The organism is Proteiniphilum sp. UBA5463, from assembly GCF_002427225.1.
Classification (GTDB): Bacteria; Bacteroidota; Bacteroidia; order Bacteroidales; family Dysgonomonadaceae; genus Proteiniphilum; species Proteiniphilum propionicum.
On sequence record NZ_DIQL01000010.1, the window covers coordinates 24,280 to 40,573 of the forward strand.

The window sequence follows — 16,294 nt, forward strand, 5'->3', positions numbered from 1 at the left end:
TTGATATGAATAAAAATATTAAAATCTCCGTGATGTTTCTGTTCCTTTTTGGGCTTGTAACATCCTCTTGCAATGATTATCTTGACAGAGAACCTCTGTCGCAGATCACCCCAAACACGTTCTTAAAGACAGATAACGATCTTGCCGCCTATGCTGTCAATCTGTATACAATTTTCCCGGTTCACGGTGTGTGGGGAAGTGTTGGGACATTTGGTAACGACAGGCATACCGACAATCAGACTTCCGCAGATTACAGCACGCGTTGGGTGCCGGGGCAATGGCGTGTACCTGAAACTGATTCTAACAATGATAGTTGGAAATTTGAAATAATTCGCTCGTGCAACTACTTCCTCGAAACAGTTCTTCCCCGTTATGAAGGAAAAGAACTGACAGGTAATGATGTAAACCTCAGACAATACATTGGAGAAGTGTATTTCATTCGTGCTTACGACTACTTTACCCGTTTGAAAGAATTGGGCGACTTCCCTATTATCACAACTCAATTACCTGACGATATGGCTGCTCTTACCGAGGCAAGCGTACGTGCTCCACGCAATGAAGTGGCACGGTTCATTCTTTCTGATCTTGATAAAGCTATTGAATATATGAATAATGCACCTGTTGGAGGTAAAAACAGACTGACAAAAAATGCTGCATTGTTGATGAAATCTCGTGTAGCACTGTTTGAAGCAAGCTGGTTAAGCTATCATAAAGGAACAGCTCTTGTTCCTGGTGGCCCGGGTTGGCCTGGCAAAAAAACAGGTATCAATATCGAAACCGAAATATCTTTCTTTCTCGATGAATGTATGAAAGCTTCCAAAGAACTAGCAGATGCTATTCCTTTGGCAGAAAACAACGGTGGATATGCCAATAACCCCTATTACATACAATTTGCTGACAAGAGCCTGGAAAAATATCCTGAAATACTTTTTTGGCGTGCTTATGAGAAAGATTTAGGTAGCGGTAATGACAAATTGAATCACAGTGCGTCTTCCTACCTCCGTCATGGCGGAAATAACGGATTCACTCGTCAATTTGTTGAAACATTCCTCTGCAGCGATGGCAAGCCAATTTATGCATCATCGCTTTATCAAGGTGATCTTTCAATCGAAAGTGTAAGAGAAAACCGCGATAATCGTTTGCAGATTTTCATGATGACACCCGGTGAAAAATTTACCACCAAAAGCGATAACCTTGACAAAGCGCCACTTCTTCCCAACGTAGTCGATTTGGTTGAAGTAAGGCCTGTAACCGGATATGTTCTCCGCAAAGGCCTTTCGGACGAACCCTATGCCGGAGGTGGTAGCTGGTGCGTTGAAGGCTGTCCTATCTTCAGAGTTACAGAGGCCTATCTTAACTATATTGAAGCTTCGTGCATTAAAAATGGTGGAAACAGCGTTGACGCTACTGCAGATAAATATTGGAAACAGCTGCGTACCCGTGCAATGCTACCTGCAGATTACGCTGTTACAGTTGCCGCTACCGATTTGAGTAAAGAGTCAGATTGGGGAAAATATTCAGGTAAGAACTTGGTATCTTCACTTCTTTACAATATCCGAAGAGAGCGTCGTTGCGAACTTATGGAAGAAAGCTTTCGTATGGACGATCTGAAACGATGGAGAGCTCTTGATAATATCAACGGTTTTATGCCCGAAGGATTCCGTCTTTGGGGCTCTCATTATAAACCTCTCTATGAAGCGGAAGGGAAAATAGATGCCAAAAAAGTGCTGATTCCTGCTCCGGCTGCTAAAGCTAACGTTTCTAGTCCTGATGAGAGCGAATATATCCGTCCATATCGCATCAACCTGACTGCGAGCAACTACGTGAAAGATGGTTACAAATGGTGTGAAGCTCATTATTTGAGTCCGATCAACATTGAGCATTTCCGAATTACAGCCACCAATCCCGATGATCCCTCTACTTCGGTAATCTATCAGAATCCCGGTTGGCCGCTTACTTCAAATTCAGGAGCTATTGGCTACTAAATTTTTTAAAAAGTACCGGCAATAGTGCCGGTGCTTTTTTCTCTTTTATAATTTAAATCAGTTCGGTAATAAAGTTCCTGTATGCCACGTAATCCATTAATTAACAGATTATGGGCTATTGAAACTTTATAAAAGGGGAGATGCGAAGTAAAAGGCAACAAAGTGAAAATTTATTTGCCAAAAAAAATAGAAAGAAATAGTTCGATGACTTTTTTGTTTGAATTAAACAAATAAACAGCTAATCTTTATAAAACTATGATTAGAATATTATTTACTATTATTAGTGTCTGCTTGTTGACACTCAACTATACCCCGCTTATAGCACAGACAAAACAAGTAAAACAACCCAAGGAAGACGAAACACTTATTTATTCCAACCCTTCCAAACCAATTAAATTGAAACCAGGTGATAAGCACCCGACACAGACAGGATGGTATTTCTTTACAGCCCATGAATTTAAAGACAAAGATGTAAATCCTAATGGTGTCCCTTACGGATTTGAAGACCAAATGAAATGGTTTAAGAATCATGCTGCAATAGACAATAGCAAGTGTATGAGAGTAAAAAAAGGTGTTCTCCATCTTCTTACTATCGAAGAGCCCGACTCAGTTGTCAATTTCTTCGGAAATACTGTGAAATACTCTACCTACTCCACACAAACGGTTGCCCCCATATCTCCACAATACTGGGGCGTTTTTACAGAAAATATGCGCTATGAGGTGCGTATGAAGTGTGGTCCCGAACTCGGGTTTAATCATGCCTTGTGGTTTATGCCGGAGAACTCCCGTTACGGAAAAGATGGCGGCGCGTCTTACGTTGGCTGGCCCGAATGCGGAGAGATAGATCTCCTGGAAACACCTCGGGCTAAGCCCAATGAGAAGGCGTGGTTTACGCTGCACTCCAAAAATTTCAATAATCAATCTCCTAATGGAAGTACTCATAAAACGCTTGATCTTGACGATATGAACCAATGGCATATATATTGGATTGAACTGACAGAAAAAGAGATACGTGCTGGTATTAATGGAGATTGCTATTTTATTCATAAATATGGGGACAACGGGAATATCGACTGGCCCTGGAATACCCCCGAAGGATGGTATTTTATGATGACTCCCGGATTCTCCTTTAGTCAGGGATCCTGGATGGGAAGCGCAAACCCGGCAGACTGGAATCCAGGTAATCCTCCAAATATGCAAATAGATTGGATCAGGGTTTATACAAACGAAAAATATAAAGGAGAAGCTCCTTCTAAAGCCAGATACTATTGATACAATGATACGACCTTTTATTTGTTTAGTCGCCGGATTAATTTTATCCCTGGCAGTCAGCGCTCAGTCTATGATGAGCAAAGAAATTCCTTTTATGACTCCGTTTGCTCCAAAATCGGCAATCATAACAGATTATGAGCACAAAGACACAGTTAACGCACCATTTTCATTAGTACGCCTTACTAACAAGAAAGTTGTTTACATGTCAAAAGAAAATGGTGTGATGCAGCCATTCTTCATAAAAGCTATAGAAACAGGCTATTGGGACACACGCTACCACCCGGATACGGATTACAACAAGGTGTTTGCTGATATGAAGGGGATTGGAGCTAATACCGCTTATGTTATGTTGCATTGGGAAGATATTGAAACACAGGATAATAAATTCGACTTCAGCTTTTCCGATAAAGTAACAAATGCTGCCGCAAAGCAAGGACTCAAAATTAAATGGATACTGTTTCTCCATGCCCAGCGTGACAAAGTGCCGACTGAAAAACCTGAGACAGCATGGACTTTTCACCTCGACAATAGAGATTCGGCCAATTATACAATGCAATGGCCAAAACGAAACGGAAAAGTATATAAAGATATTAAGAGTTTGCTCGAAGATGGCGGAATTCGTCCGCTGCACGTTTACGGGCATCCCGAAATATTTCACCGTATTCGTCGCATGTTATATAAACTGGCGGTACATTATCGCGACGATCCAACAGTATTGGGCATTCAGTTGGGGAACGAGGAAGGATTTAGCTTTTTGGATGAAAGCGACTTTAATCCGGTTACATCAGCACTCTACGAAGAATGGAAGCTAAAGACAAACAAAACAGATTATGCGCTCTTTAAGAAAGATGCTATGGATTGGTGGTGGAAACAATTTACAACTGCCTATCACGAAGGCGACCCCTATAAAATTATCTCTTTTAATTTAGATGCGGGACAAGCGGAAGCCAATGACCCGAAAAGAGTAGAAATGACCGGGACCAGTGCTGCCACTTATGCCGACGGGAACTTAGATGCTATAGGTACAATGCTTTATAAACATTGGGGAGAAAAAGCTCTTTTGGGGTTAGACATACATTACGGAAATATGTATAATTACAGACTGCCTGTACTCATACCATCAGAGATTGGGATAGGATCTTTCAATTCCTTGCCTTACTTCCGCCGATTCACAGCACAAACACTTGAACGTGCTGCGCAAGGATTTGGAGTGTATTGTTACGGAGAGGTAAGAGAAGAACTGCCAAATAAAGTAACAGAAAGAGAAGCATTGACGAGAATATTTTCAAATATCACCAGTAATGTAGACATTATTTACCCGGGTCTACCGGGACCTGGATATGCTGTGCTGACGGCAAAAGACGATAATATAAAAATCAGCCACTTGAATTTAGATGGCGGAAAAACGCTTGCTCTGATATACGACCTTACCGGCATTGAAATTACTGATAATTTAGAAGGGGCTAAGAACGAAGATGTAGCTATCCAATGTTCTGTAACCATGCCCGGGAAATATGCCATTAAGGTATATACCTCCAAAGAAGAAAAAAAAATTGAGAAATTTTTCTCAGAGACAAACAGTGTTTTTACCTTTACTGTTTCTGATTTTGATAAAACGGATTTGGCCTTTATCAGAATAGAACAAATCAATTCAGAAAGAAAATAATTAAGTTGCTGGCATTATCGGGACAGAAGGTTAAATACGAAAGCGTTTCATTTTTATAGTAATGAAACACACTTTCAAAATGGTGAAGGGAAGATGTTGAAATAACAATTTAACATCTTCCCTGATTGTCATAGCTATTACAAGACTTTGATGGTCCTTCTCTCCTTGCTACTCTGGAATGCAAGTTCAATGATCCTCATTACGTTGCGTGCCTCTTCCGGTTTTACGGCCAGTTCGGCTTCACCGTTGATAGCATCACGCAGATTGATGAAATAATCGCGATAATCGCCGTGCTCACTTTCTACTTTTCCCTGTATTTTCACTCCCTTATATTCGATGTTGATGGAGCCCCAGATGTTATCCGGTTCACGCCCCCAATCTTTTCCGGAGGGTATTATACCGCTGTCGAGTGTTGCCTCCTGCACGTCGAGCCCATACTTGACGAACGACCCTTTAGTGCCGTGAAGCATATAGGTGGGTCCAGGTATCCGGCAGATCATTCCAGATTTCAGAGTAGCGATGAAATTGGAATAGTGGAGGCGCACGTCGAAATGGTCGTCAGCCTTTGCCCAAGGCCGCTGTGAGTCGATTTGCGCCGTTACTGCTGCAGGCATGCCGAAAAACCACAAGGCTTGGTCGATAAGGTGAGAACCCAGATCGTAGAAGATGCCCGATCCGGGAAGAGGTTCTTCACGCCAAGCCCCATTAGGACGTTGTTCAGTTCGGTATCGGTCGAAATGGGTCTCATAGTCAACAATTTCTCCCAATATTCCGCTTTCAAGTAGTTTTTTTACAGTCTTGGTGTCGCTGGTGAAACGGCGATTGTGGTAAACTGTCAAGATCTTTTTTTGTCGTTCCGCAATCTCAATAAGCTCGTTTGCTTCTGCTACATTTATAGTAAAAGGCTTTTCAACCACAACATGCTTACCAGCCAGCAACGCTTCTCTTGCCCAACGGAAATGACCGGTATTGGGAGAGGTAACGATTACGAGATCTATCTCTGGATCATCGATGATCCCTTTTCCGTTGGGAACAACTGTTGTGATTGGGTATCGTTCTTCTACCAGGGCCTGCCTTCCGGGATTTGATGTGCTTATTTTTGAAAGTTCAAAGCCTTCCACAACGTCGATGAAAGGTGCATGAAACACGCGGCCGGAGAGTCCGTAGCCGATGATGCCTGTACGAATATTGGTTGACATAGGTTATAAATTTATTTGTTAAGTTCTCAAAGATAGGGAATTTTTCAATAAAAAGAGAGTGTTACTCTTGCTTCAGCAGAAAATCGACCAGTTTTTGAGTGGCAATGGCCCGATGGCTGATGCTGTTTTTAATGTCGTTGCCCAGTTCGGCAAAGGTTTGATCATAACCAAGGGGGACAAATACAGGATCGTAACCAAAACCGCTTTTCCCACGCTTTTCCTCAATGATTTGTCCCTTTATTACTCCTTCAAACAGGTGCTCTTCTCCATTGATAACCAAAGCTATTACGGTGCGAAATTGTGCCATGCGGTTTCCCAATCCCTGCAATGCCAGGAGCAGTTTATTCATATTGTCGATAGAATTGCACCCTTCACCTGCATAACGCGATGAGTAAACGCCGGGAGCTCCACCAAGTGCTTCCACCTCCAGTCCTGAATCGTCGGCAAAGCAGTCGTATCCAAACATTTCTCTAACGAATCTGGCTTTGATAAGGGCGTTCTCTTCAAGGGTTCCCCCGGTCTCTTCTATCTCGTTGTGACAGTTAATATCGGAAAGACTGAGGATTTGCAGTCTTCCGTTAATAATTTTTCTGATCTCGTCGAGTTTATGGCTGTTGTTTGTTGCAAAAACAATTTGTTTCATACGTTGACTATTCATATTCATATAAGCAAATGAAAACGATGTTTATGCTTTTATTAACTGTTTATTTTTTCTGATTACGCAATAGTGCCTCTCTTTCATTGAGCTTCTCTCTCCGGGTACCCTCCTGTTTCCGAATTTTTAAATCTCTTTCCCGTTCACGTTGTTTTAATTCGATTTCACGCAAGCGCTGCCTTCTCTTCAGTTCCTGTTCCCGTTGCCTGATCTTTTCTTTTCTTTCACGTTCCCGTTTTTTCTGTAAAGCTTTTCTGCTGGCGGATTCCGTGGCTTTCCTGTTCTGCCGGATCGCCTCAGCGGCCTTCACTTCGAGCCTCAGTTTCAACTCATCGGGTGTAATTCGGTCTGTTTGCCGGATCGGTTTCACCGAACCTTCCCCCACAGGGATACTCCGTCTATCCAAAGGTACAATCTTTTCCTCTTTTTGTGCGAAATTTTCACCTGTTTCTGCTTTTACAATCATTTCAGTCTGCTGAACTCTTGCCGGTGAAGTATTTAAATACTCCCGGCAGAAGGTAAGATACTCTTCAATATCTTCCGGGATTTGCAGTAAGGAGATGTTCTCTTCGGAGATTACTACGGGAAAAACTTCCTTAGTCAACGCAGATATAAAAATGGAATCAGATAATATTGTTTGTGCATATTGTGAAGCTTCTTCAAAAGAGTTAAAGGGCTGAACACTGAGCGCCTCCATCTTAATGAGAGGGATGAAAGAAAGATTAAACCGGCGATAGCTGAAGTGTGAAAAATTGAAATTTGCCGTTGCGAAAAGGAGCCTGTTTTTACCAGTGTAGTTATGTGTAAATAAGAGGAGGAAAAGGTGCAGCCCTTTTTTATCGTTACTGAACAGGGTGTTCTCAAATTTTACTTTTTTTTGATTGAGAGAGCCGGCCGAATCGTTATTCCACTCAACATACATGGAAGCGTTGTCTGCCAATGTCCGGCCTTGCGATATCGCTTCCACTATGTTTTCGGCAATAGGAGCCGCATCTGAGTCCGGAAAGCTTTCAAGAAGCTTGTTCAAATATTCATTTGTCTGTGCCACATTGCCTGTTTGCGCGTAAGATAGTGCGTTAAGCAGAAGGAACTGAGGCATTAATCCCGATCCGGGATGTTTAACGATGAATTCTTCAAAAGCATTATGCACACTTGCGGTAACTCCTTTTTTATAAGCCTCATATGCTTTTTGATACAACTCCTCTTCAGGGTAGGTAAAAAGAGATACCCTGCTTTGGGGTGCAGGCAAGGAAGATAATGTGGTCTCCTTTTTATTTGGTTTCTCTTCTGTCAGTCCTTGATATAGTGTTTGAGAGAGATAATCACTACCTAGTTCACTGTATATCTTATAGAGCTTATAAGCCGTTGCGGTAGTGTCTTTGTTGACTTCTCTCTTAGCTAGGTTTATCCACTCTCCATGACTTTTGTGCTGTTGCTTTCCGGTAGAAAGGGCAGTCTGGTAAACTGTGGCATTCAGCAAAAGATTATAAGGGGTAGTGAGCCCTTTTACTTTTTCGAATGCTTGGTAAGCATTTTTGTTCTCGCCAAGAATTGCATAAACCTGCCCGAGAAGGAATTGCAGCCGTTTTTGCTGTTTGTGATTTTTCTCGGTACTGATTGCTCTTTTCAGGTAAGGGATAGCATTGGCGTACTCTTTTTTATGAAGCAGATAGAGTGTGTAAGTCTCTGTGAAAATAGTGTTTAAATGAGTAGGAACCGTTTTCAGCTTCAAAACATAGGCCATATTGTCTGCATCGTACGTCCTGTTCATCTCAGTGTATATACGCAACATCCAGATCTCTGTTTCAAACTTCACATCGGCATCATCCTTGTATAAGCGTATGATCTGACCGAAAACCGATAACGCCTCTTCATAGTCGCGGTTCTGCACAAAGGCTTTTCCCATAAGCAGCCAGGCATTTTTCATAAAGGGATTATACTCCTCCTGTCGAAACCACTGTAACTGCTCTTTCGAGTATCTCTTTGAGGAGATGCGGCGCGGTTTAGTTGAAATAGAGTGCTCCCGAATGGCTTTTGTGGTTTTATCAATCACGCCATCAAACGGTCCGCCTGGTGTTGTCTTCCCCTGTATTGTTTCCAAGGGGTAAAACGGGAGTAGTTTATAATAATTGTCAGATAAATTTTCCACCTGATTTGCCAGTGCTTCATTATAGGCCTGCTGTGCATTAAAAAAAACGTTGTAGCGGGTGGTTAGCTCGTGATAGGCACGTGTGACTGGGGTATTCTTTTTGGTAGAACACCCGAAAATGAGGGCTATACAGAGAGATCCCGAGATAACTATGCAGATTTTGTCTTTTAATTTCACTCACCGGTTTAAAATGAATAATTATTGCAACGCGTGTTCGATATAAGGATATTTACTTTGTTCAATATTAGTAGATTTTCGCTGGATAGCAGCGAGGAGTATATGTTTTATATCGATATGGCGTTGTTCTATGTAAATAACACTAAAAACACTGTTTTATTGTGTATGCCATATAAGTTTCTTAAAGTTTTAGGCTTTTCAATATCGAAACTTGAGATTGTCACGAAAACCCCGAAAACCGATATTAACGGATTGCAACATGCTAAAAATAAGTATGTGATTTTGTGCATTATGTGTATAAAAAACTTATCGGAGGGGACTTTTATTTAGGTTAATGTTTATTTAACAACTGACAATCGAAAAGAAAGGCTACTGAGATTCGGCAAAGCATATTCTCAGATAGTTAATGGATTAAATAGCATTTCTATGCTTATCGTGTTTTTAATTATTCCTGTTTTTGTTTTTTAAAATGAGTTTTAAGGTTCTCCCGATAAAAAATATCAAGATCAGTATAAAAATGATAAATGCTCCGGAGGGAACGTTCAGGTAATAAGAGAGAAGCAAGCCGGTAACACATCCCACAAAACTGAACAGGACAGAGAGTGAGATAATTTTTGAATAGCTTACAGTGAACAGGTTGGCGGTCATCTGCGGGACGGTGATAAGCGACATAAGCAGCACAATTCCCACAAGGCGGATGCTCAGGACAATGGTAACAGCGATAAAGAGCATCATCGTATATTCAATAAATTGGGTGGGTAGACGCCGGGTACGGGCAAATTCGGTGTCGAACGATACTGATACAATAGAATGATAAAACAGTACAAAGAAAAGCAGGAGAACAAGTGATAAAACAAACAGAGAAACAATATCGGCTCGTGTAATAGTAAGGATGTTGCCGAAAAGGTATTCCGACAGGTTAGGGGCATACCCCGGGGTAAGAAAAGTAAGTACTATTCCTATTGCCATTCCCAGCGACCAGAAGACGGCAATGGCAGAGTCTTCACGAACGTCTTGCTTGCTTGATAGCCACTGGATGCCGAAAGCTGAAAAAACAGAGAAGGCCATAGCCGACAAAACAGGAGGAAGACCAAAATAAAAACCTATTCCCAATCCCCCGAATGATGCATGTGTAATGCCGCCACTGATGAATACCAGTCGTCTTGTAACTACATAAGTACCTATGATTCCACAGGCAATGCTTGCGAAAAGGCTTCCCAAAAGTGCATTCCTGAAGAAAGCATACTGAAACAGTTCAATGATATTCATCTCTTTATTCCCTGTCAGGCATGCATTTTTTGTGCTCTAAGATCATTTACTATCATAAGCACTTCATCTTTCATCTGATCGGGAACGGAAATTCCTCTCATCTGAAGGCTTCTTATCCAGCGTGGTTTCTCCTCATCAAGAACAGAGTAGAACACCTCACGAAACTCCTCTATCTCGTTTGTGGCATATTTTGAAGAGTCGCGGTTTGAGTATTTATCAAGTTCCTCGTCGTCAAAATATTCCGGTTTCTCCTCGAAGGCAGCTATAAGGCTGTCTTTTTCGCACACTTCGTGCGCTCCGCAACAACCGCCTCCACTTAAGTCGATATAGGGGGGAGTGGCTTCCCGCTCCTTCGTATTACCCTTTTTGCGCTGTAAGCTGTTGGATACAGCAAGTGCTATGATGAAAAAAACTATGATGCCGGCAAAAACAAATAAACTTTGCATAATCAGTTACCTTTCTTCTATTCTAAATCCTGCATATTTTAAATCTTCCCAGAAATTGGGATACGATTTGGAAACCACATTTGGGTCATTAATAATCAGTGTGTCTAAAATGATTGCACCCGGAGCAAAGGACATAGCCATACGATGGTCATCGTAGGTGTCTATAGACGGCTCTTTTACGGGAGAACATCGCGTTCCGTCCCATTCAAGCATGCCTATTTCAGTTTCATTAAGCAGATATCCAAGCTTTTCCAACTCATTGATCAATGCCTGCACACGATCAGTCTCTTTGATCTTCAGGCTCTGGATACCTGAGAAAAGAAATGGTATACCCATAAAACAACAGGTAGCCGCAAAAGTTTGTGCTAGATCAGGTTCATTTACAAAGTCGTGAAAAAATTTTCTCGTTTTTCTCTTTGAATTACGAATGATAATACCATCCGAAACAAAATCAGTTGTTACACCCAGGTCGCCGAAAAGATTAGCCACATTGGCATCGCCCTGGAGACTCTTTTTCTTCAGCCCATTCAGCTTTACCTCAGAACCTGGAAGCAGGGAAACCATTTCATACCAATAGGAAGCAGCGGTCCAGTCTGCCTCCACCACATGCTCAATTGGCTTGTAGGCTTGGTGCTTGACTGTTATATCATTACCATCCCACTTGGCATGAACGCCACATTTCTCCATCATGTTCAGAGTAAGGTCGATATAAGGCCTGGAGACTATTTCTTTCTCGATATGCATGGTCAGTCCCTTTTCCATCAGAGGGGCAACCATAAGTAGTGCCGATATGAATTGAGAACTGATATTTCCGGAGAGATACACTTCGCCACCCTTGAGTTTTCGCCCCTTTATCTTGAGAGGTGGAAATCCCTCTTTCTCGAGATATTCAATCTCTGCTCCCAGCGCTATGAGAGTCTCTACAAGAGGATGAATGGGGCGCTCATGCATTCTTTTTGACCCCTTTACGATCCATTCGCCCTCCATCCCCGCTAGAAAAGCAGTCAGAAACCTCATTGCGGTGCCGGCCCCCTTAACGTCGAACACGTTGGAGTCGGAGTTGAAAGCATCTATAAGCACTTGCGTGTCTTCGCAATCGGAAAGATTCCTGATAGGATTATCGCTCAAACTCAATGCATTGAGAATAAGAGCTCTGTTGCTCATGCTCTTAGAAGAGGGGAGCTGTACTGTGACCCGGATTGAGCCGGGTGGAAACAATTTATATTGTAATTGCATCTCTGTGCGACTTTTATCACTGATATATAATACAAAAATAATACTTTAAAACGAAGGTTCAGCTGTTTCTTTTCGCTTTTACGTTGTTTAAATTCATTTAATTAATTTTTCCGCCTTGTGAAATATTGGCAATCGGTTGTTGATGTTATTTACACTCTTCTGCTTTGAATATTGTTTTGACCTTGCATCTCTTTTCTGCATCTCTTTTCACTATGAATACCACTATCCCGGTTTTCGTCATACTCTGTTTATCTTACTTTCTACATTCAATGCCTTGAGTCTCCTCTGAAAATCTATTTTAATATCAATTGCCAAAAAGGTATTTATATTATAAATAATTATTTTTGATATTTTAGGTTTAGGGCGCAATATAATGCTTTCTCAATTGTTTAATATCCTGTCCAGATATACATATTCTGTCTTACATTCTCCATTCAACACCTTGTTTGGTGTCCTTTATCTCCACGCCTGCGGCTTTCAGTTCGTCACGTATCTTATCTGAAGTAGCCCAGTCTTTGTTTTCACGGGCAGTCTCTCTTATATCAAGAATCAACTTCATAAGATTGTCAATCACATTACTTCCTGCCACGCTTTTTGACTCATCCACCAACCCTAATACTTCAAAAACAAAGGTGTGCATAACCCTTTTCAGTGCTGCCAGATCATCGGCAGTGAGAGATTCTGTTTTATCGTACGCTGAGTTGATAATACGTACTCCATCGAACAGATGGGCAATCAGCACGGGGCTGTTAAAGTCGTCGTTCATGGCAGCGTAGCATCTGTCTTCCAGATCGGCGATGTTTACCGAAGAGGAGGGTGAAGGCTCTATCTTCTCTATTGTTGAGAAGCTCTCCATCAATTTTTTATATCCTTTTTCTGATGCCTGAAGAGCCTCGTTGGAGAAATCGAGTGTGCTCCGGTAATGAGACTGAGCCATAAAGAAACGTACGGTCATGGGTGAATAACCTCTTTCCAGCAATGGATGGCTACCGGTGAACAGCTCCCTTGGCAAAAAACCGTTTCCCGCCGTTTTGGACATACGTGTACCATTTACGGTGAGCATATTGGTGTGAACCCAGTACTTTACAGGCTCAGTGTGATTGCAGGCTACCGATTGAGCAATCTCATTGGTGTGGTGAGTTGCCTGAAGGTCCATTCCGCCACCATGAATATCGAACGAAGTACCTAAGTATTTGGTGCTCATGGCTGAACATTCGATATGCCAGCCCGGGAAACCCTGGCCCCATGGTGAAGGCCACTGCATAAGAGTTTCCGGATTTGCTTTTATCCATAGTGCAAAATCAAGCCTTCCCCGTTTTTCATCCTGTCCGCTCAGTTCGCGAGTACCTTCCAGCAGATCTTCCAGTTTTCTGTTTGTAAGCATTCCGTAGTCGTGGTGACGGCTGTATTTTTCTACGTCGAAGTAGACTGATCCGTTCACCTCATAAGCAAACCCTGCAGCCATAATCTCTTTTATCATCTCTACCTGCTCAATGATATGTCCGGTGGCGGTGGGCTCAATATTTGGCGGAAGAGTGTTGAAGAGTGAGAGTACTTCATGAAATCCGATGGTGTACTTTTGTACAATCTCCATCGGCTCAAGTTGTTCTATCCTGGCCCTTTTGGCAAATTTATCCTCTCCTTCATCACGGTCGCCTTCAAGATGCCCCGCATCTGTAATATTGCGTACATAGCGCACTCTGTATCCGAGGTGAAGCAGATATCTGTATATCATATCGAAAGAGATGAATGTACGGCAGTTCCCAAGGTGGATATCACTATACACAGTGGGGCCGCATACATACATACCCACGAGAGGAGGATGCAGTGGCTTAAAAACTTCTTTTGTCCTGCTTAATGTGTTGTAGATTACCAAACTTTTTGCTTTTTCTTCGTTCATTTTACCGGCTAGTTTTTTAAAAAGGCAAAATTACAAATTTAAGCGGTAATAACGGCATTTGGTATAAAAAAGGAAAAAAAGTCTTCTGTAACCGGTGTTGTTTTGCGTTTTTTATTACTTTTGCGATTTATTTTTGTTTAACTCATCAAAACAACTACAGTATGTTCAGGAAGATCTTTCTTTCCCTTGCAATCCTTTCTGTTGCGGTTGTGATTGAGGCGCAGAATCTACAACTGCATTTCGATCCCCGCCATTCATTTTACGGCGATGAAGTTGCCCCTGTCAATTATCTTACGGCTACATTTGAAATGTTTAAACCCGACCGGTGGGGGAATACTTTTATGTTTGTGGACTTTGATTTTAGTTTCGATAAAAGGAACCCGGGATTGGTTTATGCAGAGATAGCCCGTGAATTTAAGATAGGCGATTTTCCGCTTTTTCCCCATATAGAATATAATGGGGGCCTGGGACTGGTAAAAGGTACAGGTATTGGCTTTTCCATTCCTGCTGCTTATCTGGGAGGTTTGGGATACCCCTTTCAGTTGGGTAATTTCCACATGAACACATACGTGGCATACAAGCTGAATTCGTTTCAGGAGGTGAGTCACGACGCACAGTGGACCTTTACATGGAACTCGTTGCTGGCTGATAGCAAGCTTTCGCTTTCCGGATTTTTCGACTTGTGGTCCGAGAACAAAGACCGTACAGGTGTTGAATCGGGGAAAAGGCTGGTTTTGCTGAGCGAACCGCAGATATGGTACAATGTCACTCCCAATTTTTCTGTTGGGAGCGAAGTGGAGATAAGCTACAATTTTGTGCGACTTGAGAATTTTTATGCCATCCCAACGCTGGCAACTAAATGGACTTTCTGAAGTTTAATATAAGAATCTATGTTGGAAAAATTATTTAAGCTAAAAGCACACAAGACGACTGTTCGTACCGAGATTGTGGCGGGGATCATAACTTTTCTCACCATGTCTTATATTTTAATAGTGAACCCAAATATCCTGAGCGCATCGGGTATGGACAAGGCAGCACTTTTTACGGCAACGGCATTAGCTAGCGTACTGGGAACCATGTTTATGGCGTTCATCCCTAATCTGCCGGTGGCACAGGCACCCGGTATGGGGCTTAACTCTTTCTTCGCCTTTTCAGTAGTGTTAGGGCTCGGCTATTCTTGGCAGATGGCCCTTACTGCAGTTTTTATAGAAGGGATTATTTTTGTTATCCTCACGTTCTTTAATGTGCGGGAACTGATAGTGAAGAGTATTCCGGGTTCAATCAAAAATGCTATTCCAGTAGGAATAGGCCTTTTCATTACCTTTCTTGGGCTGCAGAACGCGGGATTGATTGTGAAAGATGAAAACACCATGCTAACCCTTGGGGCGATGTCTAACCCCCATATATGGGTCGCTTCGGCGGGACTTATACTTACAGCGGTATTGTATCATAAAAAAGTACACGGGGCGTTCCTTATAGGGATTATTGTCGCTACAATTTTTGCAGGCTTGCTGGGACTGGTCCACCTGCCCGAAGGAGGCATTGTTGCTCTCCCTCCCGATATATCACCAATCTTTATGAAGTTTGAATGGCACAATATCTTTACACCCGATATGCTGATCGTAGTGTTTACATTCCTTTTTGTAAATCTCTTCGATACCATTGGAACCCTTTTGGGAGTTGCTTCTAAGATTGGGCTTACTGACAACGAAGGGAGCTTTCCGCAAATTAAACGTGCCCTTTTTGCCGATGCTCTTGGCACAACCTTTGGTGCTGTTCTGGGAACAAGTACAGTTACCTCATACGTTGAGAGTGCTTCTGGCGTAGCTGTGGGAGGACGCACCGGGCTGACCGCTCTCTCCACGGCTGTAATGTTTGCACTGGCGTTGTTTCTCGCCCCGCTGTTCCTAATGGTTCCTGCCTCAGCTACTGCTCCAGCGCTTATACTGGTTGGGCTGTTCATGATAACTTCAGTTGTAAAGATCAATTTCCATGATATGACAGAAGCCCTGCCGGCTTTCCTTACCATTGTGATGATGCCTTTTGCTTTCAGTATTGCCCAGGGTATCGTGTTCGGCATGCTATCTTTTGTCTTCCTGAAAGCGCTGAGCGGAAAATTCAGGCAGATCTCCACGACCATGTGGGTGATATTTGTGTTGTTTATTGTGAAGATGGTATTGGATGCGATGAATGTGCTATAAATAACTATTAATGAAAGTAAGTCCTGTAAAATTCGTTTTACCGGGACTTACTTTTTATTTTTGCAGAAAACGGTAGTTAGGTACAGGCTTCATCTGGTATCTTTTTTTAATGGAAAAACCGATTAATAAAGTTTTTGAA

The 16,294-nt window shown here is 42.2% G+C and carries 12 protein-coding genes; 5 read left to right on the top strand and 7 right to left on the bottom strand.

Going from position 1 to position 16,294, the window contains the following annotated elements; all coding sequences use genetic code 11:
- The first annotated feature begins 5 nt into the window (after positions 1-5).
- The 3 genes from B3B27_RS01940 (at position 6) to B3B27_RS01950 (ending at position 4,923) form a co-directional block, all read left to right on the top strand.
- Positions 6-1,985 (top strand): RagB/SusD family nutrient uptake outer membrane protein, encoded by a 1,980-nt coding sequence (locus tag B3B27_RS01940; RefSeq protein WP_238868210.1) that lies wholly within the window; start codon positions 6-8, stop codon positions 1,983-1,985.
- A 255-nt stretch (positions 1,986-2,240) separates the two neighbouring features.
- The gene (locus B3B27_RS01945) at positions 2,241-3,257 is read left to right on the top strand and encodes a family 16 glycosylhydrolase (RefSeq protein ID WP_238868209.1); all 1,017 of its coding nucleotides are present in this window, start codon (positions 2,241-2,243) and stop codon (positions 3,255-3,257) included.
- 70 nt (positions 3,258-3,327) lie between these two features.
- Positions 3,328-4,923 carry a hypothetical protein gene (locus tag B3B27_RS01950; protein WP_286846765.1) on the top strand — a complete coding sequence of 532 codons (1,596 nt, stop codon included), beginning with the start codon at positions 3,328-3,330 and terminating at the stop codon, positions 4,921-4,923.
- 137 nt (positions 4,924-5,060) lie between these two features.
- Here B3B27_RS01950 and B3B27_RS01955 read toward each other — a convergent pair whose 3' ends face one another.
- From B3B27_RS01955 to cysS, 7 genes are all read right to left on the bottom strand, one after another.
- Positions 5,061-6,122 carry an oxidoreductase gene (locus B3B27_RS01955; RefSeq protein WP_238868207.1) on the bottom strand — a complete coding sequence of 354 codons (1,062 nt, stop codon included), beginning with the start codon at positions 6,120-6,122 and terminating at the stop codon, positions 5,061-5,063.
- A gap of 61 nt (positions 6,123-6,183) precedes the next feature.
- Positions 6,184-6,765, bottom strand: a complete 582-nt coding sequence (locus tag B3B27_RS01960; RefSeq protein WP_238868206.1) for a non-canonical purine NTP diphosphatase — start codon at positions 6,763-6,765, stop codon at positions 6,184-6,186.
- Between the two features lie 61 nt (positions 6,766-6,826).
- A complete protein-coding gene (locus tag B3B27_RS01965) occupies positions 6,827-9,103 on the bottom strand; it encodes a tetratricopeptide repeat protein (RefSeq protein ID WP_286846767.1) in 2,277 nt (758 codons plus the stop codon).
- A 441-nt stretch (positions 9,104-9,544) separates the two neighbouring features.
- Positions 9,545-10,372, bottom strand: a complete 828-nt coding sequence (locus tag B3B27_RS01970) for a metal ABC transporter permease (protein ID WP_238868204.1) — start codon at positions 10,370-10,372, stop codon at positions 9,545-9,547.
- Between the two features lie 14 nt (positions 10,373-10,386).
- On the bottom strand, positions 10,387-10,818 hold the full coding sequence (locus B3B27_RS01975) for a phospholipase (protein WP_238868203.1): 432 nt from the start codon (positions 10,816-10,818) through the stop codon (positions 10,387-10,389).
- Positions 10,819-10,824: 6 nt separating this feature from the next.
- Positions 10,825-12,054, bottom strand: coding sequence for a 3-phosphoshikimate 1-carboxyvinyltransferase (locus B3B27_RS01980; protein ID WP_286832726.1), 1,230 nt, complete (start codon positions 12,052-12,054; stop codon positions 10,825-10,827).
- Between the two features lie 421 nt (positions 12,055-12,475).
- Positions 12,476-13,954, bottom strand: coding sequence for a cysteine--tRNA ligase (cysS, locus tag B3B27_RS01985; RefSeq protein WP_238868201.1), 1,479 nt, complete (start codon positions 13,952-13,954; stop codon positions 12,476-12,478).
- A gap of 161 nt (positions 13,955-14,115) precedes the next feature.
- Here cysS and B3B27_RS01990 point away from each other — a divergent pair, with 161 nt between their 5' ends.
- Positions 14,116-14,826 (top strand): DUF5020 family protein, encoded by a 711-nt coding sequence (locus B3B27_RS01990; RefSeq protein ID WP_238868200.1) that lies wholly within the window; start codon positions 14,116-14,118, stop codon positions 14,824-14,826.
- Between the two features lie 18 nt (positions 14,827-14,844).
- Positions 14,845-16,155 carry an NCS2 family permease gene (locus tag B3B27_RS01995; RefSeq protein WP_238868199.1) on the top strand — a complete coding sequence of 437 codons (1,311 nt, stop codon included), beginning with the start codon at positions 14,845-14,847 and terminating at the stop codon, positions 16,153-16,155.
- Positions 16,156-16,294 lie beyond the last annotated feature (139 nt).

Bases quoted from the DNA above. Each gene is read 5' to 3' on its own strand.
- B3B27_RS01960 (WP_238868206.1), bottom strand. From the start codon at position 6,765: ATGAAACAAATTGTTTTTGCAACAAACAACAGCCATAAACTCGACGAG.
- B3B27_RS01970 (WP_238868204.1), bottom strand. From the start codon at position 10,372: ATGAATATCATTGAACTGTTTCAGTATGCTTTCTTCAGGAATGCACTT.
- B3B27_RS01975 (WP_238868203.1), bottom strand. From the start codon at position 10,818: ATGCAAAGTTTATTTGTTTTTGCCGGCATCATAGTTTTTTTCATCATA.
- B3B27_RS01990 (WP_238868200.1), top strand. From the start codon at position 14,116: ATGTTCAGGAAGATCTTTCTTTCCCTTGCAATCCTTTCTGTTGCGGTT.
- B3B27_RS01980 (WP_286832726.1), bottom strand. From the start codon at position 12,054: ATGCAATTACAATATAAATTGTTTCCACCCGGCTCAATCCGGGTCACA.
- B3B27_RS01940 (WP_238868210.1), top strand. From the start codon at position 6: ATGAATAAAAATATTAAAATCTCCGTGATGTTTCTGTTCCTTTTTGGG.
- B3B27_RS01950 (WP_286846765.1), top strand. From the start codon at position 3,328: ATGATGAGCAAAGAAATTCCTTTTATGACTCCGTTTGCTCCAAAATCG.
- B3B27_RS01955 (WP_238868207.1), bottom strand. From the start codon at position 6,122: ATGTCAACCAATATTCGTACAGGCATCATCGGCTACGGACTCTCCGGC.
- B3B27_RS01945 (WP_238868209.1), top strand. From the start codon at position 2,241: ATGATTAGAATATTATTTACTATTATTAGTGTCTGCTTGTTGACACTC.
- B3B27_RS01995 (WP_238868199.1), top strand. From the start codon at position 14,845: ATGTTGGAAAAATTATTTAAGCTAAAAGCACACAAGACGACTGTTCGT.
- cysS (WP_238868201.1), bottom strand. From the start codon at position 13,954: ATGAACGAAGAAAAAGCAAAAAGTTTGGTAATCTACAACACATTAAGC.